The sequence below is a fragment of the Nocardia sp. NPDC055029 genome, assembly GCF_053608525.1.
The window spans coordinates 129,419-150,580 of the sequence record NZ_JBSGVQ010000014.1 but is presented as its reverse complement, the minus strand read 5'-3'; the positions used below and the strand labels follow the sequence as shown (position 1 = coordinate 150,580).

At 64.7% G+C, this 21,162-nt stretch carries 19 protein-coding genes; 16 read left to right on the top strand and 3 right to left on the bottom strand.

The genetic code is table 11. The features are described from left to right. Positions 1–23 precede the first annotated feature (23 nt). The 5 genes from ACWF9G_RS15475 to ACWF9G_RS15455 all read left to right on the top strand — a co-directional run bounded on the left by ACWF9G_RS15475 (position 24) and on the right by ACWF9G_RS15455 (position 6,153). Positions 24–977: a helix-turn-helix transcriptional regulator gene (locus ACWF9G_RS15475; RefSeq protein ID WP_452515923.1), complete on the top strand. Its 954-nt coding sequence runs from the start codon at positions 24–26 to the stop codon at positions 975–977. Between the two features lie 177 nt (positions 978–1,154). Further along, positions 1,155–1,697: a hypothetical protein gene (locus ACWF9G_RS15470; RefSeq protein ID WP_379310581.1), complete on the top strand. Its 543-nt coding sequence runs from the start codon at positions 1,155–1,157 to the stop codon at positions 1,695–1,697. A 215-nt stretch (positions 1,698–1,912) separates the two neighbouring features. Continuing rightward, on the top strand, positions 1,913–2,425 hold the full coding sequence (locus tag ACWF9G_RS15465) for a hypothetical protein (protein ID WP_379310580.1): 513 nt from the start codon (positions 1,913–1,915) through the stop codon (positions 2,423–2,425). 46 nt (positions 2,426–2,471) lie between these two features. Continuing rightward, positions 2,472–5,840: an arabinosyltransferase domain-containing protein gene (locus ACWF9G_RS15460; RefSeq protein ID WP_452515921.1), complete on the top strand. Its 3,369-nt coding sequence runs from the start codon at positions 2,472–2,474 to the stop codon at positions 5,838–5,840. 151 nt (positions 5,841–5,991) lie between these two features. Further along, positions 5,992–6,153, top strand: coding sequence for a hypothetical protein (locus tag ACWF9G_RS15455; RefSeq protein WP_379310578.1), 162 nt, complete (start codon positions 5,992–5,994; stop codon positions 6,151–6,153). A gap of 69 nt (positions 6,154–6,222) precedes the next feature. Here ACWF9G_RS15455 and ACWF9G_RS15450 read toward each other — a convergent pair whose 3' ends face one another. Then, a complete protein-coding gene (locus ACWF9G_RS15450; RefSeq protein WP_452515920.1) occupies positions 6,223–9,555 on the bottom strand; it encodes an arabinosyltransferase domain-containing protein in 3,333 nt (1,110 codons plus the stop codon). Between the two features lie 463 nt (positions 9,556–10,018). Here ACWF9G_RS15450 and ACWF9G_RS15445 point away from each other — a divergent pair, with 463 nt between their 5' ends. The 3 genes from ACWF9G_RS15445 (at position 10,019) to ACWF9G_RS15435 (ending at position 12,141) form a co-directional block, all read left to right on the top strand. Next, on the top strand, positions 10,019–10,666 hold the full coding sequence (locus ACWF9G_RS15445; protein ID WP_379310577.1) for a hypothetical protein: 648 nt from the start codon (positions 10,019–10,021) through the stop codon (positions 10,664–10,666). Positions 10,667–10,898: 232 nt separating this feature from the next. After that, positions 10,899–11,396: a peptidylprolyl isomerase gene (locus ACWF9G_RS15440; protein ID WP_379310576.1), complete on the top strand. Its 498-nt coding sequence runs from the start codon at positions 10,899–10,901 to the stop codon at positions 11,394–11,396. A 208-nt stretch (positions 11,397–11,604) separates the two neighbouring features. Next, positions 11,605–12,141: a Uma2 family endonuclease gene (locus tag ACWF9G_RS15435; RefSeq protein WP_452515917.1), complete on the top strand. Its 537-nt coding sequence runs from the start codon at positions 11,605–11,607 to the stop codon at positions 12,139–12,141. A gap of 594 nt (positions 12,142–12,735) precedes the next feature. On the opposite strand, the gene ACWF9G_RS15430 is transcribed toward ACWF9G_RS15435, so the two are convergent. After that, positions 12,736–13,089 (bottom strand): hypothetical protein, encoded by a 354-nt coding sequence (locus ACWF9G_RS15430; RefSeq protein ID WP_452515916.1) that lies wholly within the window; start codon positions 13,087–13,089, stop codon positions 12,736–12,738. A gap of 518 nt (positions 13,090–13,607) precedes the next feature. Between ACWF9G_RS15430 and ACWF9G_RS15425 the strand changes: the two genes are divergently transcribed. The 8 genes from ACWF9G_RS15425 (at position 13,608) to ACWF9G_RS15390 (ending at position 19,551) form a co-directional block, all read left to right on the top strand. Next, positions 13,608–14,300 carry a hypothetical protein gene (locus ACWF9G_RS15425; protein ID WP_452515914.1) on the top strand — a complete coding sequence of 231 codons (693 nt, stop codon included), beginning with the start codon at positions 13,608–13,610 and terminating at the stop codon, positions 14,298–14,300. Beyond that, entirely contained in the window at positions 14,300–14,602 is a 303-nt protein-coding gene (locus ACWF9G_RS15420) for a hypothetical protein (RefSeq protein ID WP_452515913.1), read from the top strand. Before ACWF9G_RS15425 ends, ACWF9G_RS15420 begins: the two co-directional genes overlap by 1 nt. A gap of 10 nt (positions 14,603–14,612) precedes the next feature. Further along, entirely contained in the window at positions 14,613–15,512 is a 900-nt protein-coding gene (locus ACWF9G_RS15415) for a hypothetical protein (RefSeq protein WP_452515912.1), read from the top strand. A 335-nt stretch (positions 15,513–15,847) separates the two neighbouring features. Beyond that, positions 15,848–16,057 carry a hypothetical protein gene (locus ACWF9G_RS15410; protein WP_452515910.1) on the top strand — a complete coding sequence of 70 codons (210 nt, stop codon included), beginning with the start codon at positions 15,848–15,850 and terminating at the stop codon, positions 16,055–16,057. 289 nt (positions 16,058–16,346) lie between these two features. After that, positions 16,347–16,991 (top strand): DUF3558 domain-containing protein, encoded by a 645-nt coding sequence (locus ACWF9G_RS15405; RefSeq protein WP_452515908.1) that lies wholly within the window; start codon positions 16,347–16,349, stop codon positions 16,989–16,991. 9 nt (positions 16,992–17,000) lie between these two features. Then, entirely contained in the window at positions 17,001–17,390 is a 390-nt protein-coding gene (locus ACWF9G_RS15400) for a hypothetical protein (RefSeq protein WP_452515906.1), read from the top strand. Beyond that, the gene (locus ACWF9G_RS15395; protein ID WP_452515905.1) at positions 17,390–18,772 is read left to right on the top strand and encodes a PPE domain-containing protein; all 1,383 of its coding nucleotides are present in this window, start codon (positions 17,390–17,392) and stop codon (positions 18,770–18,772) included. The genes ACWF9G_RS15400 and ACWF9G_RS15395 overlap by 1 nt, the downstream gene beginning before the upstream one ends. Further along, the gene (locus tag ACWF9G_RS15390) at positions 18,769–19,551 is read left to right on the top strand and encodes an ESX secretion-associated protein EspG (protein WP_452515903.1); all 783 of its coding nucleotides are present in this window, start codon (positions 18,769–18,771) and stop codon (positions 19,549–19,551) included. Before ACWF9G_RS15395 ends, ACWF9G_RS15390 begins: the two co-directional genes overlap by 4 nt. Before the next feature lie 17 nt (positions 19,552–19,568). On the opposite strand, the gene ACWF9G_RS15385 is transcribed toward ACWF9G_RS15390, so the two are convergent. Continuing rightward, entirely contained in the window at positions 19,569–20,969 is a 1,401-nt protein-coding gene (locus ACWF9G_RS15385) for an ATP-binding protein (RefSeq protein ID WP_452515901.1), read from the bottom strand. Between the last annotated feature and the right edge of the window lie 193 nt (positions 20,970–21,162).

Sequence of the window (21,162 nt, the reverse complement as noted above, 5' to 3'; positions counted from 1 at the left end):
GCACCGATTCTGACGAGGTGACAATGGCCGCGACGACACCGCGCGTCCTGCGCCTGCTCGCGCTGCTCCAGGACCGCTCCTACACCGGCCGCGAACTCGCCGATCGCCTGGAGATCACCGAACGCACTGTCCGCAACGATATTTCGCGACTGCGTGAACTCGGCTATCCCGTGCACGCCGAACGCGGCGCCGTCGGCGGCTACCGGCTCGGGCGCGGCGCGACGATGCCGCCACTGCTACTCGACGACGACGAAGCGGTGGCCGTCGCCCTGTCCATCGCCGTGGCCGCCGACGGCTCGCTCGCCGTCTCCGATCTCGGCGACCAGCTCACCAGAGCCCTGCGCAAGATCGAGCAGATCCTGCCGAAACGCTTGCAGCGCAAGGTCTCCGCCCTCCACGATGCCACCGAAATCGGCCCGGCCACCACCGGCTCGCGCGAACCGGACGCCCCGGTCGCCACCGGCATTCTCACCACCTTGGCCGACGCCGTCCGCCGCACCACCGCGGTCACCGTCCACGACGACATCGAACTGGAGCCCTACCGGCTGATCAACTGGCAGCGCCGCTGGTACCTCGTCGCCTACAGCATGAGAACCCATGCCTGGGAGGCGATTCCGGTCGCCCGCCTCACCAGCGCCACCGCGGGCAAGCGGGTGTTCGCGCCGCGCAGACTCCCCGACGACGATCTGGTCGCCTTCGTCATGCGCCACATCGCGACCACCGGCTGGCTGGTGCACGCCCGCGTCACCGTGCTCGCCCCTGCCGAGACCGTCATCGCCCGGATCAACCCCGCCGTCGGTGTCGTCGAACCGGTCGACGACCACAGTTGCGTCCTGCATACCGGCGCCGACGCGATGGAGACGATCGCGATCTACCTGAGCATGCTGATGATGGACTTCCGCGTCGACGGACCACCCGAACTGGTCGCCCATCTGCGCACCCTGGCCCGCCGGTACACCGAATCCATCGCACCGTGACCGGCGCGCGGATAGTTTCCGTTCCGTGCCGGATCCCCCTGTCCCGGCCGCTCGACAGCACTACACTGACTGGTGCGGCATGGTCGCCGCCGGCGGGCGAGTACCACGGCGGATGGCGTTGGAATCATCGATCCTGCACGTCACGGGTCCCGGCGACCCGCTACCGGAGGAGGACTTATGTCCGATCCGTTGCACACGCGGGTGTGCCTCACCGGCATGCACTGCGACTGCCCGAGCATCAGCTTCTTCGTCGTACCCGAACCGCTGGTCCGCGGTGGGCAGGTGCTGCATATGCTCGAACAAGCGCCGGTCGCCGGACGAACACCGGAACCCACACCTGATGTCGACATGATCGATTTGATCGAGGCGGTCCGTACGCCGCTGAGTACCCGCGGCCTCGCCCGCGTCGAACGCGTCGCGTTCGCGGGCAGTCGCCATGATCCGCCCACCGCGCGCACCGTGCTGCACGACCATCTCATCGAGGAACCGACGCCGTGGGGGCTCGACGTCGACGACCCCGCCGAGCTGATGCGCCTGGAACTGCTGCCCGAACACCGCATCGGCCCGCGCCGCATCGATGACTTCCAGTCTCATTCGGTGCGCCAGGCGATGCTGGCTGTCTACCGGTATTTCGAGATCGACCAGCGCATTCCGTTGGTCTATCACGGTTTCGCCGACCCGATCGACGGCTGGTTCGCGCTACGCGCATCTGCCGCCTGAATGGCCTGGTCAGGCGCTTCCCACCGAGTGTTGTGTTGATCGACACCCGGTAGCTACTGGTGTGCGGGAGCGCGATAGACCACAATATGTCCGGTCAGTGTCAACAAACCGCGCAGTTCGCGTCGCGGGGCGAGTACGCTGCGAAATGTTGACAAGTTCGGCCGACCGAAATCAGTTTTGGTAGTGCTGATCGGTACGGATGCAGAGGTATAGCTATGACGCTCAGCAGACCGGAGCGAATCGATCTCTTGCTGACTCGCCCGCACGGTCAGGACCGTGAACCCTCCCCCAGGGAAGAGCTGCACACGGTCGGCAAGATCGAGCAGACCGTCGTCGACGCCGCGATCGCCATGCTCGCCCCGGGCCAGAAGTTCGCCCTGCTGTGGTCGCTGCAGGTCGGCGAGCACACCGTGGCGGGCGTGCAGATCAAGGAGCGCGACGGCACGGTGACCAATCTGGTGCCGCCGGTCGAGGTGCTCGAGTACTTCACCGATCACAAGCGCCTGTCCTACGACCCGGGCGTCGGCGCCTGGCTCAGCGCCGAGGTCTTCATCGCGGGCCCCACCCGCTACAAGGCGACCTTCTCCACCAGTACCGTCCCGGACTGGATGCCGGAGTTCTCGGTCGAGGATCTGCGCGCCGAATTCGCCGCCTTCCCCCGCCCCGACGGCGAGATCCCCGAGTGGGCCAAAGCCCAGCTCGATTGGAGCGACCGCAAGACGGGATGACCCGGCGCCGTGTCGCGCACAGGTTCGATGGCTAGCATCAACCCCCGTGCTGCGATCTGAACGAGCGTTCACCCGATACCGCCTGATCGCCCTCGTCTGCGGGCTGCTCGGGTTCGTGCTTGCCCTGCTCACGCCGCTGTTGCCGGTGCGGCAGGACCGCGCGAGCCTGGAATGGCCGCAGGCGGGCGCGACCAGTGTGGAAGCACCGCTCGTCTCCTATGTGCCCCAGCGGCTCGACGCGCAGCTGCCGTGCACGATGCTGCGCGACCTGCCGGAGACCGGGGCCACGACCCTGGTCTCCACCATCCCGGTCGCGTCGGGCCAGACCCAGAAGGGACTGACCGTCGCCGTGCGTGACGGTGTGCTCGGGGTGCAGGCGCGCGATGTGCCGATGCTCTCGGCGCCGATCGCCGAGATCGCGAACTGCGAGCGCGTCACGATCGAATCCACCATCGCGGCGACCACCGTCGAGTTCGCGGGGGTGACGCGGGCGGACGGCAGCCCGTTCCGCAATACCGTCACCGTCGACAAGCGCCCGCAGATCGTCGGTGTCTTCACCGATCTCGACGAGGCAGCGCTCGCCGGCGCCCGCGTGCACGCCGACATCGACTCCCGGTTCACCTCGACGCCGACGACGCTGAAACTGGTGACGATGATCGCCGCCGCGGTCGCCACCGTCATCGCGCTGATCGCCCTGCACCTGCTCGACACCTCCGACGGCCGTCGTGCCCGCCGTTTCCTGCCCCGGCACTGGTGGCGGATCACCCCGACCGACGTGGTCGTCGTCGTGACGCTGCTCGGCTGGCATGTCATCGGCGCCAACACCTCCGACGACGGCTACATCCTCAACATGGCCCGCGCTTCCGGCCCGTCGGGCTACATGGCCAACTACTACCGCTGGTTCGGCGTCCCCGAGGCGCCGTTCGGCTGGTCCTACGAACTGCTGGCCTGGATGACCAAGGTCTCCGACGCCAGCCCCTGGATGCGCCTGCCCGCCCTCGCCGCCGGCCTGGTGTGCTGGGCGGTGATCAGCCGGGAGGTGCTGCCCCGCTTGGGCGCTCGCGTGCGCCGCGACAAGGTGGCGCTGTGGACGGCCGGGCTGGTGTTCCTGGCGTTCTGGCTGCCCTACGACAACGGCCTGCGCCCGGAACCGCTGATCGCGGCGGGCGCGTTGCTCACCTGGTGCCTGATCGAACGCGCCATCGCCACCGCCCGGCTGCTGCCCGCGGCACTGGCGATCCTGGTCGCCGCGTTCTCCCTCGCCGCCGGCCCGACCGGGCTGATCTGCATCGCCGCGCTCATCGCGGGCACGCGGCCGGTGCTGCAGCTCACCATCAAGCGGGCCCAAGGTGTGCTGCCGCGCCGGATCGCCGCCGACGAACTCGGCGCGAATTCGACCGACAGCGACGAACGCGGGATCAACGCCGCCGGTACCGGCAGCGCGGCCGAAACGATGAGCGGCACCGAATCCGGCCGTCCACTCTCACTGGGCGCCAAGATCTTCCGCTACGCCGCGCTTCTCGCCCCCGGCCTGGCCGCGGGCACGATCGTGCTGATCATCGTCTTCGCCGACCAGACCATGGCCACCGTCATGGAAGCGACCCGAGTCCGCACCCTCGTCGGCCCCAATGTCGCCTGGTTCGACGAACGCACCCGCTGGGACTCGCTGTTCATGCTCTCCCCCGACGGCTCGCTGGCCCGGCGCTTCGGCGTGCTGGTGATGCTGCTGTGCCTGCTCGTGTGCATCCTGCAGGTGCTGCGCAAGGGCCGCGTCCCCGGCACCTCGCGCGGCCCGTCGGTGCGCATCCTCGGCATCGTCTTCGGCGCGCTGCTGCTGATGATGTGGACGCCGACCAAGTGGACCCATCACTTCGGCGTATACGCCGGGCTCGCCGGTTCACTGGCAGCGCTGGCGGCCGTGGCGGTCGGCGCCAACGGCATTCGCGCGCCGCGCAATCGCGCGCTGTTCACCGCGGCGGTGCTGTTCGTGCTGGCGATCACCTTCACCGGATCCAACGGCTGGTGGTACGTGTCCAGTTTCGGCGTGCCGTTCTGGGACAAGGCGCCGCTGGTGGCGGGCAAGGGCATCTCGACCATCTTCCTCGGGCTGGCGGTGCTCGCACTGCTGGTCGCCCTGTATTTCCATCTGCGCGACCCCTACCGCACGCCGTCCGCGCCATCGCGTTTCGACCGTTTCGCGACCATGCCGCTGACCATCGCGGCGGCGCTGCTCGTGCTGTTCGAGGTGGCGTCGATGGCCAAGGGCGCCGTCACCCAGTACCCCGCCTACTCGATCGCGAAGTCGAATATCGAGTCGCTGCGTGGCAATACGTGCGGCCTGGCCAACGACGTGCTGGTGGAGACGAATACGGCCGATTCGCTGCTCACCCCGTACACCGGCGCCCCCGCCGACGGACTGAGCGCCGAATCCACCGGCTTCACCCCGAACGGCGTCGCCGCCGACCTCACCGCCGATGCCGACGAAACCGTGGTCGGCGGCGCGAACTCGGTCGACACCGATTCGGCCAACAAGACGACCAACACCACCGGAGCGGGCACCGGCGGCGGCAGCAGTACCGAGCCCGGCCTCAACGGCAGCACCGTCGCCCTGCCCTTCGGCCTCGACCCGGCCCGCACGCCCGTCCTCGGCTCCTACCAGGACGGTGTGCAGCAACAGGCGAAGCTGACCTCGCAGTGGTACCGCTTCGACCTCACCGACAGCGTGCGCGACGACCCCGCCTACCAGGCGCTCGTCGTCACCGCCGCGGGCCGCATCCGCTACGTCGACACCGACGGCGTCGTGCACTACGGCCAGGACCTGCGTCTGGAGTACGGCACCCGCGCCGCCGACGGCGCGGTGACGGTGACCGGTTCGGTCGAACCGCTCGACATCGGCCCGGCGCCGTCCTGGCGCAACCTGCGCGTGCCGCTGGACCGGCTGCCCGACGGGGTGAACGCCGTCCGCCTGGTCGCCACCGACAACGACATCACCGGCAAGCAGTGGCTCGCGGTGACCCCGCCCAGGCTGCCGAAGCTGGCCACGCTCGACTCCGTCGTCGGGCACACCGACCCGGTGCTGCTGGACTGGCACGTCGGCCTCGCCTTCCCCTGCCAGCGCCCGTTCGACCACCACGACGGCGTCGCCGAGGCGCCGGAGTGGCGGATCCTGCCCGACCGGGTCGGCTCGGATGCCTCCAACGCCTGGCAGGACGACATCGGCGGCGGCCCGCTCGGATGGACAGGTCTGCTGCTGAAGGCCGAGACTGTCCCCACCTACCTCGATCACGATCTCGGCCGGGACTGGGGCTCACTGGAGCGGTTCACGCCGTATCAGCCCGCGCCGCCCGCCGAGATCTCGGTGCGGGTCGTCGAGCAGCCGGGACGGGCGAAGGAGCCGGCGATCCGGGCGCAGTAGGGAGTGCGGCAGCGTAAGGGCAGCGACCGGGCAGTTGTGCATGTACGGCGCGAAAAGCCTAGCGGCCGTTAGCGTTTCGTGTACGTGAAACGGCTGTAAATGTCGGCCGAATGGCCTTCCCCTGTGCGTTTGAGCACGTACCCTCATGGGTATGACAGGAGCCTTCGATGACATGGATCTGCAAGATCTCGTCGAGCTGCTCAGCGATGACGAGAAAAAGGAACTACGACCGGCCGTGATGCGGGTACTGGATAGATTGCCTTCGCAAGAGGTGTTACGCCGCGACCTCAACCGTCGCATGCTCAACGTTTGACTCCTGCACCCCTCACGACCGAAAAGGCGCGGACCACCCAGGTGGCCCGCGCCTTCTACTTTGTTCGGGTCAGAACACCCGCAGCGGACCCGGGGTCCACAGACCGCTGCGCGGGGCGGTGTCCGTCGCGAGCTGGGCGGGCTCGGCCTTGAGGTACTGGTTGTAGCGCTCCAGCGAACCCCAGTCGCGGGCCCAGTCGTCCTTCAGGTAGGTCGGGATGGTGACCCGGCTCGCCAGCATCTGCGAGAAGCCGAGCGGGCCGCCGAACTCCTGGGCCTGCCAGGTGTCGGTGGACGAGATCGCCAGCGGACGGTCCGGCAGGATGCGGTAGTTCGGCACCTCGGCGACGCCGTTGTGGTGCGCGAACGGCCGCTGGCACGGGAACTGCAGGCCGACGGCCCAGTCCAGCAGCACCGGTTGGGTGCGGCCGATGAAGGTGTCCAGCGTCTGCAGCTTCGGGACCCGCGGCGGGGTGAACGCCAGCCACTGGTCACCGATCAGGATCGGGTCGTTGGCGACGATGCGGACCGCGTTCGCCTCGGCGGGCAGGTCGGCCACCGGCACGCGCAGGTTGCGCCAGGACGGGAACGGGCCGATATCGCGCGGCAGGTAGGTGCCGAGCGTGCTGACGCTGCCGTCAGGGTTGCGGGCGCCGTACTCGACGAGCAGCGACTGGCCGTACTTGTCGGCGCCGGAGTCGTCCCTGGAGGCGATGCGGCCTGCCGCCGAGATCACGACCAGCGGCGAGTTGTCCGAGCGGGCGGGCAGCCCGTACCAGGCCGACTCCAGGTGCGCGGGCTGCTGCACGCCCTCCTGGTAGGAGCCGAGGATCGGGGTCTGCGCCGGGTCGAGCCCGAACGGCAGCGCGACGGTCGACCCGTTGACGCCGAGCGCGCCCTCACCACCGCCGGTACCCGCGCTCTCACCCTCGGCGAAGGCCGCGCCGACCGACTGGTTGCTGGTGTTACCGGTACCCGGCTTCACCTCGACCGCGTCGGCCGACAGGTCGCCCGGCACGCCGTTGGACGTGAAGCCGACCGCGCCGATGCCTGCGAGCGGATCGTTCGGGTCGGTGAACGGGCGGGCCGGGTCGACGATCGGGTCGAGCCTGCCGCCGTTCGGATCGGATTCGACCAGCACGTCGTTGGCGAGACCGCAGGCATTGCCGCCGATGGCGTCGAAGTTGGAGCGGGCCAGCGAGTAGCCCGGGTACTGCTGGGTGGCGCCCTTGACCAGCGAGAGCACCTCGAACAGCACCATCAGCCCGACCACGATGGTCAGCGGGATCGCGGCGAACTTGCGGATTCGCCTGCCACGCTCGGTCTTCACCGACGGCACCGGTTTCACGTAGTCCTCGCGCAGCGCGTACCAGCCGACCAGGGCCAATGCCACGCCGAACAGGATCAGCATCACCGTGTTGGAGTGCACGCCACGCAGCGAGATGGTCTTGTCGAACCACGGCACGCCGTAGCTGGAGACGTACCAGTAACCGTTGATGCCCGAGAACGACAGCGCGAGCACGAACAGCAATCCGGCCACGAAGATGGCCCGGTTCTTGCGCGAGCGCAGCGCGCTCTGCGACACGGCCACCGCCGTCACCGCGGCCAGCGAACCGGCGATGCCCGCGTACGCGCCGAAGTGGTGGGTCCACTTCGTCGGGTTGAACATCATGAAGAAGATGGTGCCGAAGACGATCCCCATCAGCCGCCAGGTCGGGCCCGACGCGATGCCGGGCACCTGACGGCGGCGCAGCAGCACCAGCAGCGTGGTGAACAGGCACAGCAGCATCACCAGGAAGGCGAAGCGCCGGGCCAGCGAGCCGTCGACGGTCTCGACGAACATGTAGTAGTAGCGCAGGTAGTCCTCGTACCAGGCCAGGTTCGGGCCGGTGGCCTGGCGCACCCGGTTGGCTTCCTGGATGCCCGCGAAGGTCTGGTCGCCGTAGACGACGACCAGCACCAGCAGACCCGCCGAGGCGATCGGGGCGAGCAGCGGCAGCGTGCCGAACTGGCGGTGCCTGCGCACGACGATCCGCACCAGCGGCCGGATACCCGCCAGCAGCGCGGCCACACACATCAGACCGGTCGGCGCGGCGGCCAGGGTGAAGGCCGCGATCAGTACCGCGATCCCGGCGGGCAGCATCCGGCCGGTGGCGATGGCACGTTCGATGGAAACCCAGGTCAGCAGCGCGCCGAGGGCGACGATCGGCTCCGAGCGCAGACCGTTGTCGAACGGCAGCCAGAAGGCGAGGAACACCAGGCCGCCGGTCCACAGCGCCACCTGCGAGCGCTTGACCGCGTTGCCGAGGCGGGGCACCACCTCGCGGCTGATGACCATCCAGCACAGGATCGCGCAGATCAGCGCGGGCACGCGCACCCACGGGCTGGCCGTGGAGATCTCGGCGAAGACCTGGATGACGTAGTAGTACCAGCCGAACGGCGCCTCGGGCACGCCGTACCAGCGGAAGTAGTTGGCCGTGTAGCCGGCGTCGGGCGCGACGCGCACCATCGACAGGATGTAGCCGTCGTCGGAGGTGTTGGCGCCGACGAAATGCCAGACCAGCAGGGTGCCGATGACCGCGCCGTCGGCCCAGGTCGGCTTCAGCCAGTTCTTCGGCAGGAACCGGCGGTGCCCGCGCCCGTCACTGCCGTCGAGCGCGCCAAGCGCGCCCAGCGCGAGCAGGGTGCACAGCACCGCCGCGATGATCGCGATCAGCTTCGCAGGCGACGGGCTGGAGGAGAACCGCGAGTCGATCGTCGAGGTCAGCGACAGGCCGTCCGGAACGGCTCCCTTGAGATCGGAGAACACGCCGACGATCTGCGGCCGCAGGTCACCGGCGAGCTGGCCCTCCACGGGCACCCGCGCGGTCTCGACCGCGCCCGGCTGATTGGCGATCGGCCGCTCGACCTCCTTGGTCATGCCCCGGAATTCCGCGGTCGTGCGGTTCTGGTCGGAGCTGATGACGATCGCGGAGCACTGGTCCATCGCCGCGCGGTCCGCCGAGGCGACCACCGCGTTGCGATCGACCACGTCCACCGAGCTGTCGGAGACGCGCACGAACAGCGCCTCCAGCGCGGCCCGGTCGCCCTGCGGCGGCGCGGTGGCCAGCAGCATGCCGCCCTGCTCCGGCAGCGTCGCGACCGCCGAACACGGGATGGTGGCGTTCAGGTCGATCGGCACCTGCGACATCAGCGGTGCCTGGATATTGCCGAGCTTGCCGTTCTGCGGCCAGTTCAGCTGCGCGGTGGTCTGGGTGACCGGCAGGAACGGCGTCGCCACCGCGAACAGGGCGCCGAGGAGCCCGGCGACCAGCGCGATCCATCGCGCGATCCGGTAGTCCTTCGCGGACGCCACCGGCGCGGCGGGCGGCTTGGTGAGAACGGCAGTTGCGGCGTCTGGCACGGTGGGCATCGTATCCGCACCCTCTTACTTGTGAGGGGTCGCACGCCATGCCCGTGGACATACGGGGCGCTATGGTGTGAAGTTCAAGCGTTTCATTAAGGGTGCGACGTGGGCATACCCGGCCGAGCGGCAGGCAGGCGCAGGGCGACCAGCCGTTTCGGCGCTATGCGAATCAGCTATCGATCCAGGTCCGAACCCTGCGCCCCACGGACAGTCGGGCGCGGCACAGGAGTTTTTCGATGTTACCAGTGTGCACGGTGCATATAGATAAAAAACGCAGTAACCGTTACGCGCGGTAACAGCCCCGCATAATAAAGGCCATTCGGGACGGCGTGGCTTGATTCGCGAAGGTTTCCACACGAAATGGTAGGCGCGAACAATGCACTACCGAAAAATGCCTTTCGTATTCTTGAACACGACAGCTTCACATCACGTGGCTGTCGATTTCAGCAAGGAGTACGCCATGTTCGACAATCAATTCTTCGCGCGGGCGACACTGGCCGCCGCGGGCTGTCTGGTCGCCGCGACGACCTTCGGCATCGGCCCGGCGACGGCCGCGGGCTCGACCACGGTCGCACCAGCGGGCGCGGCGGTCTCGGCGACCAATGTGGGCACGGTGAAGGCGGTCGCGGGCGGTGTCAGCATCACCTGCACCACCTCCGCCGCCACGGGCGCGGTGCCGGCGGCGCCGAACAACACCAACCCGAGCGGGCCGATCACCGTCCCGATCAGCGCGCCCACCTTCACCGGCTGCACGACCAGCATGTGGGGCGTGAGCGCGACCGTGACAACCAGTGGCAGCTGGTCGATCACGGGCCAGAACGGCACGCCGATCGCCGGGACCATCAATATCCCGCAGGGTGGCATGGTCATCCAGACCAGCGGCCTGGCCTCCTGCAAGATCGTCGTCGCCCCCACCGCGGCGGCGAGTCTCGCCGGCACCTGGACCAACGGCAGCCCGTCGACCGTGCAGGCGACCAATGCACCGGCCCCGATCAAGGTGACCGGTAGCTTCGGCTGCCCGACCAGCGCGACGACCGGGCAGGTGACGGGTAAATACGCCGTGAACAACACCACGACCCCGTCGGTGCCGATTACCGTCGGCCCGTGATTCGTCGCGCCGAAATCGTCTCGAATTCGGTGCGTCGAATGGTTTCGCAGTAAAGAACCCGCGTGCGCCTCAGGCACGCGGGTTCCTTAAAAACTATATCCGATCAACCGAACACACACCGCATGCCGGTGGGTGGATTTCGCCGTGCGTTGCGCGTGGCGTCAGTTCGTTCGGCACCACCGATCCGGACCCCACTCCCTTCCGAGGCGCTCCCCTCCCTAGACTCGACTCCATGACCAAGGTGAATCTCGAAACCAACCACGGAACGATCGTGCTCGAGTTGGACGACCAGGCCGCGCCGAACACGGTCGCCAACTTCGTGAACTACGTGAACGCGGGCCATTACAACGGCACCGTGTTCCACCGCGTCATCCCCGGTTTCATGGTTCAGGGCGGCGGGTTCGAGCCCGGCCTGAAGCAGAAGCCCACTCAGGCGCCGATCGACAACGAGGCGACCAACGGCCTCAAGAACGACAAGTACACCGTCGCGATGGCCCGCACCAACGACCCGCACTCGGCCACCGCCCAGTTCTTCATCAACGTCTCCGACAACGCCTTCCTCAACCACACCGCCCCCCAGGGCCAGGGCTGGGGCTATGCCGTCTTCGGCAAGGTCGCCGACGGCACCGACGTCGTCGACAAGATCGCCGCCGTCTCCACCGGCAACGCGGGCCCCCACCAGGACGTCCCCGTCGACGACGTCATCATCGAATCCGCCACCGTCTCTTAATAATTCGATGTCGAGTCGGGCCGCCACCGTTCGCGCCGGTGGCGGCCCGATCTGCACAGCAGCCACGAAGGCGACCGTGATTCCACCGAGTACGCGTCCTACGTCCGGATGCGGCGCGCTCGAGTAGACTGAACCCGGCGGGTCGAGTCAACCCGACAGTGTCCGGGAGGAGCGCGTGATGACTGCCGAAACAGCGCCCCCTGCGTGGATGCATCACCAGATCACGGCAGCGGAGTACGACTCCTGGTCCGAGGAGCAGTGTGCGGGTATCGAGATCGTCGACGGGATGGTCGTTGTGAGCCCCAGCGCATCCAAGCGCCACAATCGGTTGGCCCGGATCCTCGCCAATTCACTGGATGCCGCAGCCGGCCCGGACTGGAATGCCGATACCGACTTCGACGTCCGGCTCCAGGACGTTCCGCTTACGAACCGCCGTCCGGACGTCGTAGTCTATCGCGCAGACACCATCGATCTCACGCCCACCCGCCCTGAACATGTGCTGATGGTCGTGGAGGTCGTCTCGCCCGGATCGGAGACCACCGACCGGATCGTGAAGGTAAATCAGTACGCCAAGGCGGGTATCGCCTTCTATTGGCGTATCGAGCAGGCCGCGACCGGCGTCCCACTGATCTATACCTACATCCTCGACCCCGCGACGATGACTTATCGGACCGGTGACATGTTCACGGGCACCGTCACGGTGACGGCTCCATTCCCTGTGGAGATCGACCTCAGCAAGATCTGATCTCGCGGGGCTCGCCTGCCAGTGCGGCCAAGTCGGCGAGCAGCGACTCCGCATCGTCGAAGGTGTGTGGTACCGACCGGCGTCGAGGTCAGCCTTCGCCTCGCACTCCGCGGCCTGATGCCCTTCGGACCAGACCCACATCTCATCGACCGGGGCATCGAGCACCGCGCTTCATCATCGGCGCGACGATGGCTTGGTCCTCCAGTCCGTCGGCTCCGCCGGCTCGCCTTCGGGGTGCTGCTGACCGGTCCGCCGGCGATTGTGGCGTTGTTCCTCGCGGCCGCTGTCGGACTTCCGCACGGCGCCATCGTGTCGTTGGTAGTCCGGTGTTTCCGGGTTGGCTGCCGCTCGGAATCGGGATCAGTGGGCTCGTGCTGTTCTCGGCGATCACCTACATCGAGGTGGAACCGATTGATGAGCAGCCGTCCGTCGTCATCCGAGCCCACCCGCGGTTCGCAGACGCGACCCGCTCGGAGAGACTGGCCGACTAGAACCTCGACCTGCCCGAACCTGCAGATACAAACATAGAACCGATCGGGTTTCCCGATGATCCGCTCGTGTCGGTGACACAGTGCGAAATGACGGAGAGGCCGTCTATTTGCGACTCCAGACAATCCGGATAAGTTGCAATGACACCAGAACAACGAATACTGCAACCCACATAAACACCGCGAAGACAATTGTTCCCGAAACCGCCTGGACCTCGGACCTCGCTAATACGCCTACACCAATATTCACCCCCGCGATAGATATCAAGAGCAATCCCGCCGCATAGTTCAGCCATGGAGGGCGGCGATCAACTGTCCACAGCACGACAATACTGCAGGATGCAACAACCGCAGAGAAAATCAACACAGCTATGCCTACCTCTGCCCCCGCGCCGCGGGCACCCCCTGTATCGCCCAGTTTCCATAGCAAGAGTGCAAAAAGTAGCGCTGGCAGGATCACCCAAAGAGCGTAGACAGTACCCAGCATTTCCCAACGGCCGCGCGCTCGATTCGCTATACCGACTTTACGGACCACTCCGCGGTACCATCCGATCGTAATTCAGGGACGCTTTGCAGCGGCGGTTTGCGAACTGGCGCCCATGCGCATTATACCGTGTGTAGCACCGAACCCGGACTAACCCGTAGAAGGGTTGAGGGTGCACCAACGACCGCTTCGAGCTATGGTGTTGAGCATCTACGGGGAATGGATCAGTGCTTCAGAACGGGGGATTCGATGAACAATCATGCGGCCGGGACGGCCTTGGCTCCACGACTTGGACGTGCATAATGCCAGCACAATCGCACTATAACCACTACGACGACCCAGACGAATTCTGGGACGACGAGCCTATCATCAGGCCAGCAGCGGCTGTGCCCGCGACCTCGTCAGCCCCATGGTCGGCTGCGCCCTCCAACTTGCCTCCTACGGACGCTGCAGCATCTCGAGAAGGCCGCAGCCCACATCGCCCAGAGCGCACGATGGATAATCAAGCGCTGCAAATGAACGGCCCGCAGTATCGCGCCGTAAACCACAACCATGTCAAACCCAACAACGGACTGCACAGCTCCATCGTCGATGCCTGGAAGCGCTTCGGGTCCCCCTTTGCCTCCATGCAAGTTGACCGCGGACTCTTACCGGTCGTAATTGATCTAGATCAGAAATGGAATCAGCGTCTTCAACCTAATGAGTACGGGCCTGAGTTGGTCAAAGCATATGACCTCGCCATTTCCCAGGAACTGTCGCGAATCCTGTCGTCCCGAAGGTTCCGACCAGACGGTAGCTTAGACCTGGATTGCGGCACCCCGGACCGGCGAGCACAACTAATAGCACTGCTTGAGACACCGCGGTTGTCGGATTACCAAGAGAAGCTCGACGCAATGATTGCGAAGTCAGAGTATCAGGCAAATGGCCGTATTTTGCATTCAGGCGAACCAGTCGTGCTCATGACCGCCAATCGGGCGCGAATAAGTTCGATCAATATTCGGGCGAACTGGGGAGATGCGATCGAGCCCATGGCATTAGTTGACGACCTATTGTGGTGCGCTGATCAAATCCGTCGACAACGACCGAAATTTACGGCGTGGGGCGATTATTCAATGTACTCGATATCCGATCTCGAATACCAACACGACAATCACGTCCGTACACTAATCGAACAGGCGTACAACTAATGACAGAAAACTTTAAGGCCGCGACAGATCGCATGCGGGGGGCCGCTGCGGCCTGGGAACTCGCGGCCGGCTGGCTCGCCGATGCCCAAAGCAGGACTGCGAGCGTCACCATGACTGCCACTGAAGCTGGCGTCTTCGCACCATCCCTGTCGAAATACCAACCAGCTCCGGGATACGTCAATGCTCGGCTGGCCGAGGGGGCCAAAGCTTGCCAGAATATCGCCGACATACTGAAAAAGGCCGCAAGCACGTATGACCAAGAAGATGCTGCCCGCGCACAACAAATCAATGCAATCATTTAGGTAGACAGAAATGGCGCCACCTACACTCGACTCACGCACGGATCTCATAAACCAGATCGATGGAATGCGGCTCGCAGCCAAGGACCTCGAAGGACTGCCTTCTGGATATAACGACGATGTGAATAGGCTAATCGACCTGTTGCGGGTCGGCGAAATTGGCTTGACGGTCAGCACGCTGGGCTTAGGCATGATCGCCAGCGAATATGTAATCAGCAGGATACAATCCAACAGAGAATCCATCGAGCAGACCATCACCTCCGTACTCAACAAACTGACCGAATTCCAGTCGGAGGAAAAGACGCCGGTCACCTTCATAGACACCGCTGACAAGTGGCGTTCGATTCGCAATCTGATAACCGACGCAGGCACTCAAGCGAAGACTGCAAATCTGAATACAGATTGGGAGGGGGTGGCAGCTAGTCGGTATTTCGTAGTTTATGGGTTACAGAATGAGGCATTTGTGTCCATGGCCGGCCTGTGCGAAAAGATTGCAACCCAACTGGAAACGCTAGCTAAGGCAATACTCGACCTTTACAAGAAACTGGTCATCGCCCTGCTGGAACTTAAAAATGAGATCGCCAATACTATGTCCAAAATATTCCTGAAGGGTCCGGCAGCAGTTTTCGTCCTCGATGATTTGGTGAAAACAGTAGGCACGATGCAGACCAAGATTTTCAACATCTTCAGTGAGTGTGCAACTATGGCACAAGCCAATATGATCGCCGGAAATAATATTGCGGCAGAAGTCTCGACCCAGTCGGGCCTACCGTTCAATAGCTGGCCGTCTATTCATGTCCAAGCTGTAGGAGTAGACAGCGAAGGGAAGCCCCGCCCGTATGATCTCGACTATGCCGATGCCAGCGTGCTTGATGGCGATGGCTCGGACTGGAAGCATAAGCCGAGTACGTAATGAATAGATTCGCAACACCGGCCATCTGCATGTTGATAATGGCGCTCTCATCAGCATGTACCCAACCGACAGCAGGACCTATCGACACCCCGCCTATCTCAATAGATTCAAAAATTTCGACAGTGCGGGAACTATGCAACACTTTATCAAGTTTCTTTGCCGACGACCTCGGCGTTCAGAATACGCAAATACGGGCCCTCGACGATCTCGAATCTCCGATTTATAGAACAGGCATCTGCTTCATAGATTCGAATTCCGAAGTGGTCGGATCTGCTTCAATCGGGCTGGTACGCGACCCGAAGGAAATTCGACCTCCAGGTCCGACCATGCGACAGATGAGCGGGACGTCGGAGCCAGCCTGGGTGCTCGATAATCGGCCCGGCGGGCTTGTAACAGTCGTTACCAGAACGAAAGAACGGGAAGGGACGATCCAGATCCATGAAGACCACGCACAGACTTCAGGCGGCCAGCTTACGCTTACCGATGAACAATTGCAGGCGGTTGCCGAGCTTTCTATCAGATTGACTCGTTACCTGCAGCCGTAGCGCTCCGAATTTCCCTCGCCGAACGAGCCACACGTGGTCGATTCGTGGGAAGGCTGAACCCGCCGCTGGTGTCGGTCACACGTACCTACCGTCACCACACTCAGAGGCTGATCAGTCGTGGACTTGTCGAGCGAACGTAGCCGGTAGGCTCGGTGCCGATCGATACTCGTTTTGGGGTCGGAGGGAACCGATCGGGGTTGGGGTGCGCCGGTCACGATCTGCCAGGTAACGATGCCGTAGGCGGCTCTCACACGCGAGCTCCGGTAGAGTCGCTGCCCATTGACAGAGAATGCGGCCGTGGGGGAACCAATCGGCCGTCCGGTGCGTCCAAGTCATTGAGAGCACGTGGTGTCGCCGAGGAACTGGGAGAGTTGTGCGTAGCGCTGGGATGATGCGGGTGGCTATCGGCGCTGTCGTGGTCTCGGCTGCAGCCAGTGGTTGTGGGCCCGGTGGGGAGACTGGGTCTGCGCAGCCGACGACGCGGGATCTGGACAAGATCGTTGTGTTCAACGTGTGTAGTCAGTTGAGTGATGAGGTGCTGAGGGGGGCGGGGTTGGATCCGGCGACGAAGGACGTGGTCACAGACCCGCCGAGCGGGCCGTCAACCTGGCGCGTGTGCAACTGGAAGCCAGCCGATGACCGGTACGGCAGCGGTCGACGAACTGTGGGTGTGTACTCGACTAGCCACACACTGGCAGAGACTCGAGACAAGTCCAGTGTCATCGACGTCAAGGACGCCAAGGTCGGCTCACGACAGGGACTTATGTTTCGTGAGAAGTCCTCTCCCAACCGCTGTTTCGTAGCATTCGAAGCAGAACAGGGCATGTTCGAGGTAGACGTTGCCTGGTTGAGCAATGAGGGACCTCGCGTCGGCGACCCTTGCGATATGGCGGCGAAGTATGCCGCGAATCTCGAGCCACACCTTCCAAAGTAGGGGGAGACCATGGCGGATCAAGCCGCGTACTGGCGGACATTGAAACAGCAAGCAGTGTCTGGAGAGTTTCGGCTCGAGGAAGGCCTCGGAGAGGCTCTTCGGGCATCCTGTGAAAGCTATTTATTCGATCTGGAAGAACTGAGAGGCAAGACCGAGCAGCTCGCCCACCTCTCCGGCTGGGGTGGCCTCGAAACCGCCATCCTGCTGAAGCAAAAATTCGAAGCGAAGGCAGTCGCGGGTAGCGCGGATGACACAACCGACTCGGCCGCCAACCGCCTCGCCACCCACATCGAGATCGCCCAGCTCATGCGCGACACCTTCGCCGCCGCGATCGGCAAACTCCAAGCCGTCGACGGGCAGAACGCCGCCGGTATCGCCGCGACCGGACAGGGGATCTGATGCCGCTTCCATTGATCGCGCTCGCGGTCGTCGCGGTCGGTGCTGTCGCTGCCGAGGGTAAGGCCATCTACGACGACTACAGCACCTCCTATGACGAAGCCGAGGCGCGGGGAAAGCTCGGTGAGGCGGCGAACAACGAGGTCAGTGGTGATCGCACGATCATCCAGTCCGAGCGGGCACGGCTTGAATCCGGGTTCGACGGGACGTACTCGTCGCCGGTGCTGACCGGCAAACTGGACGACTTTTCCACGCTCAGCCATCAGCAGATCTGGGACGCGTTGAACGGCAGCGGCGATCAGCCGGGCGTTTCCGCTGGTGAGATCAACGCTGGTGCCGATGGCTGGCGGCGGTTGGTGACCGGGATGTCGGACGCGGTGACCACCTTCCGCACCCGCATCGACACCGCGATCAATGAGGGCTGGTCCGGTACCACCGCGAATGCCGCGATCGACGGTGTACGCGGCTACGCGACCGAGGCCGAGAAGCTGCCGACGACGTTCCAGATGGTCGCCAATGGCATCGACCTGATGGAAGGTGCACTCCTACAGGCGAAGATGGCGATCGACAAGCCCAAAGAGCTGTCCCTCGACGGAAAGCTGACTGCCTGGATTCCGGACGGCGGAGTGCTCAAAGACGAGCAATACCGCATTGACGAGGCCGAGCGCGCCGCGCAGGAAATTCTGGAACGCGTGTACAAGCCGCAAGCTGTCACCGCCGACGAGAAGACTCCGGTCCTGGCCGTGCCGAAGAATCCGATCGGTGACGGCGGCCTACCCGTAGACACCGGCAACGGTGGCGGCTCGAACAATGGTGCCGGCAACGGTTCCACCGGCAACGGGGACCAAGGCACACCGCAGACCACTCCGCAGACGGCGACTCCACAATCCACCAACCCGACGACCGACACCCCGGACGACGACACCGACGACAACGCTGACGACTACAGCTCCGGCGACGACACCTCCCCCGCAGCGGCAACGCCTAGCACCGATCCAACCAATCCCGCCGCGACACAACAGAGCCCAACAGCAACTCCGAATACCGGCGCCCCCGGTACCGGCACACCCGGTTCGGGCGGATCACCCGGCACCGGATCACCCGGCCTCGGCGCGACGGCGCAATCCCCCGGCGCTGGTCGCGCCGTACCCGGCTCACCGTCGGCGGGCACCCCCGCCGCAGCCGCTGCGGGCAGGGCAGCCGCCGCTGGTGCGCGCGGCATGTCCGGCATGCCGGGCATGATGGGCGGCGGCGCCGGACGTGGCGGCGGCAGCGACGACGAGAACGAGCACAAGACCCCGGACTACCTGATCCAGGATCGCGAACACGAACTCATCGGCCAGCTTCCACCGACACTGCCGCCGGGCGGGGTGATCGGCGCATGACCGCACCCGGCATGCGCTGGCAGCTGGACGGTCTCGCCTTCACCATCGCACTCGAGGCGGTCGGCCGCGACCGACTCCCCTATCCTTTGCGTTACAAGCCCGAATTCCCGGAAACCACCCAGGAATTCGCGGCCAGACGGGCACGCAGCGCGCAGCGCCTGCAGCAGATCTACGACGAATCCTTCCACCGCGCACTGGAAGTCCTGCTGGAACCGCGGACCCGCGTGGAGATTCAAGGGTTTCACGGACCGCAACAGGATCAGGTCATCGGCATCCACGCCGGGATTGTCGATTCCGAAGCCGTTGTCGCCGTGCAGTTCTCGGAACGCGATCGCCGCAGCGGCGGCGACATCGCCCTCAGCTGCCATCCCGCTCACGAGGTGGCGCAGGCGATCGTCGCCCACCTACCCCACTGCGTCGGCGGTACCGAGCCCCGCTTCGAAGGCAGGCGCAGCGACCTCGACGCGCCGGTCTACTCCCGCCACCCCACCAAACTCTCCGACACCGAACGCCTGCAACGCTTCCTGAAACGCCCCCGCACCGGAACCGGCGAAATCACCGTCTACCCCGGCTTCGAGATCGACGCCCGCCCCACCGACGACGGCAGCGGTTTCCTCTGGCTGGACTACCCGGGCGACGGCCGCTACCTGATGCAGAACCACGACAGCGAGAACTTCACGGTCATCCCGGGCACACCCGAGGAAATCGTGCGTCGCCTGCGCGCTCGCATCACCAGCGTCTCCGACCGCGCGGCCCGTGCCGACGGCCACCTCGTTTAACCCGCGGCCAGCGCCAGTCATCGGGCGTACTTCTCGACGTCTTCCGCGTCGAAGGTATCCGCGATGTCGGCATTCGTCACCTCACGGATCGAGTGGTCGTCGGCCGCGCCGATCAACGGCAACGAGGCCCGTTCGGCTTCTTGCGTTGATGGGGCAGACAATTCCCAGAGTGCGCTGATAGGCATCGCCCGGAACTTCGGGCCGAAGGGGAGGGTCTGGGTTCCGGTGTAGAGGACGAAACCCGCCAAGAGGTCGTCCCCAATGCGTTCGTGAAGGTGGTGCAGCCCCTTGAAGTCCTCCCCCCGGACGGTGTTTGCTGCCTTTACCTCGATGGCAACCACCTGTCGTCGCCGGTTCTGCAGCACAATGTCGACCTCGATCTGATCCTTCGTCCGATAGTGGAAGAGGTCGACTTCTTCATCACACCAGGACAATTGACGCGCGATTTCGGAGGTGACAAACCCCTCCAGGAGTGGCCCCGCGAGGTTGCCGATTCGACTGAGCGCATGCACATCGAGCCCACACAGGTTCGCCGCAACACCGGAGTCGACCATGACGACCTTCGGCGTCGCGACCGACCGGGTGCTGATATTGCGAGACCATGCTGGGATCCTCTTGATGAGGAACACCTCCTCGAGCAGGCCGACATAACGCTGCACGGTCGGATGTGTCACACCGAGTTCCGCGCCAAGGGCCCGCGAGTTCAGAAGTTGCCCCGACCGTGCGGCCAGCATCTGAGCCAAGGCGTGCATCTGCGGCGCGCGCTGAATCTCGGCGAGCTGGACTACGTCTCGATTGATCAGGTCGGCGACATAGGAGTTGAAGAACCGTGATCGGCGCTTACCGGTTCGTCCTAGCGCCTCCGGAAACCCACCACGCACGAGGCGCTCCATGTACCCGGTGCGAGTCTCGGTCGACCGGTGGTAGACATCGGGCCCAGCACGGAACACCGCATCGATGAATCCGTCCGGCGCACCGTCGATTTCCCCTTGCGCTAGCGGCCAGAGTTCGATCGTCTCCATCCTGCCCGGCAGCGCATCGGGCACCGACCGCAACGCCATGACCCGCGCCGAGCCGGTAAGCAGAAACTGCCCAGGCCGTCCGTCGGCGTCCACGACCTCCTTGATACTGAGCAACAAATCGGGTGCCCGTTGCACCTCATCGATGATCAGCGGTCCTGGCTGGGTGACGAAACCCGACGGGTCGCGCTCGGCAGCAAGTCGAGCCTCGATGTTGTCCAGGCTGGTCCAGTTCGCCCCATGCGCCTTTCCGACACATCGGACCAGCGTGCTCTTGCCACACTGGCGAGCTCCGTTGACTAGGACTACCCGAGTATCGGCCAGCGCTTCCTCTACCCTGTGCTGCGCATGTCGCGGCAGGTATCTTCCCAGCGGTGAGGCAGAGAATCGTGAGGTCATACCGCTATCATGCCATATCACGCTTTCCAATAGTCGCTCCCTCACTTTCCAATAGCCGTAGCTAAGGTTTCCGTTAGACGGGCATCGGCTTTCCAAAAGACATTGGTGCCGTGTACCAATTGCCGCAGGGCGCATGTACCACCTGCCGCGGTCTTGGATACGCAAAGCGGGCCGCCTCGGAGGATCTCCGGAG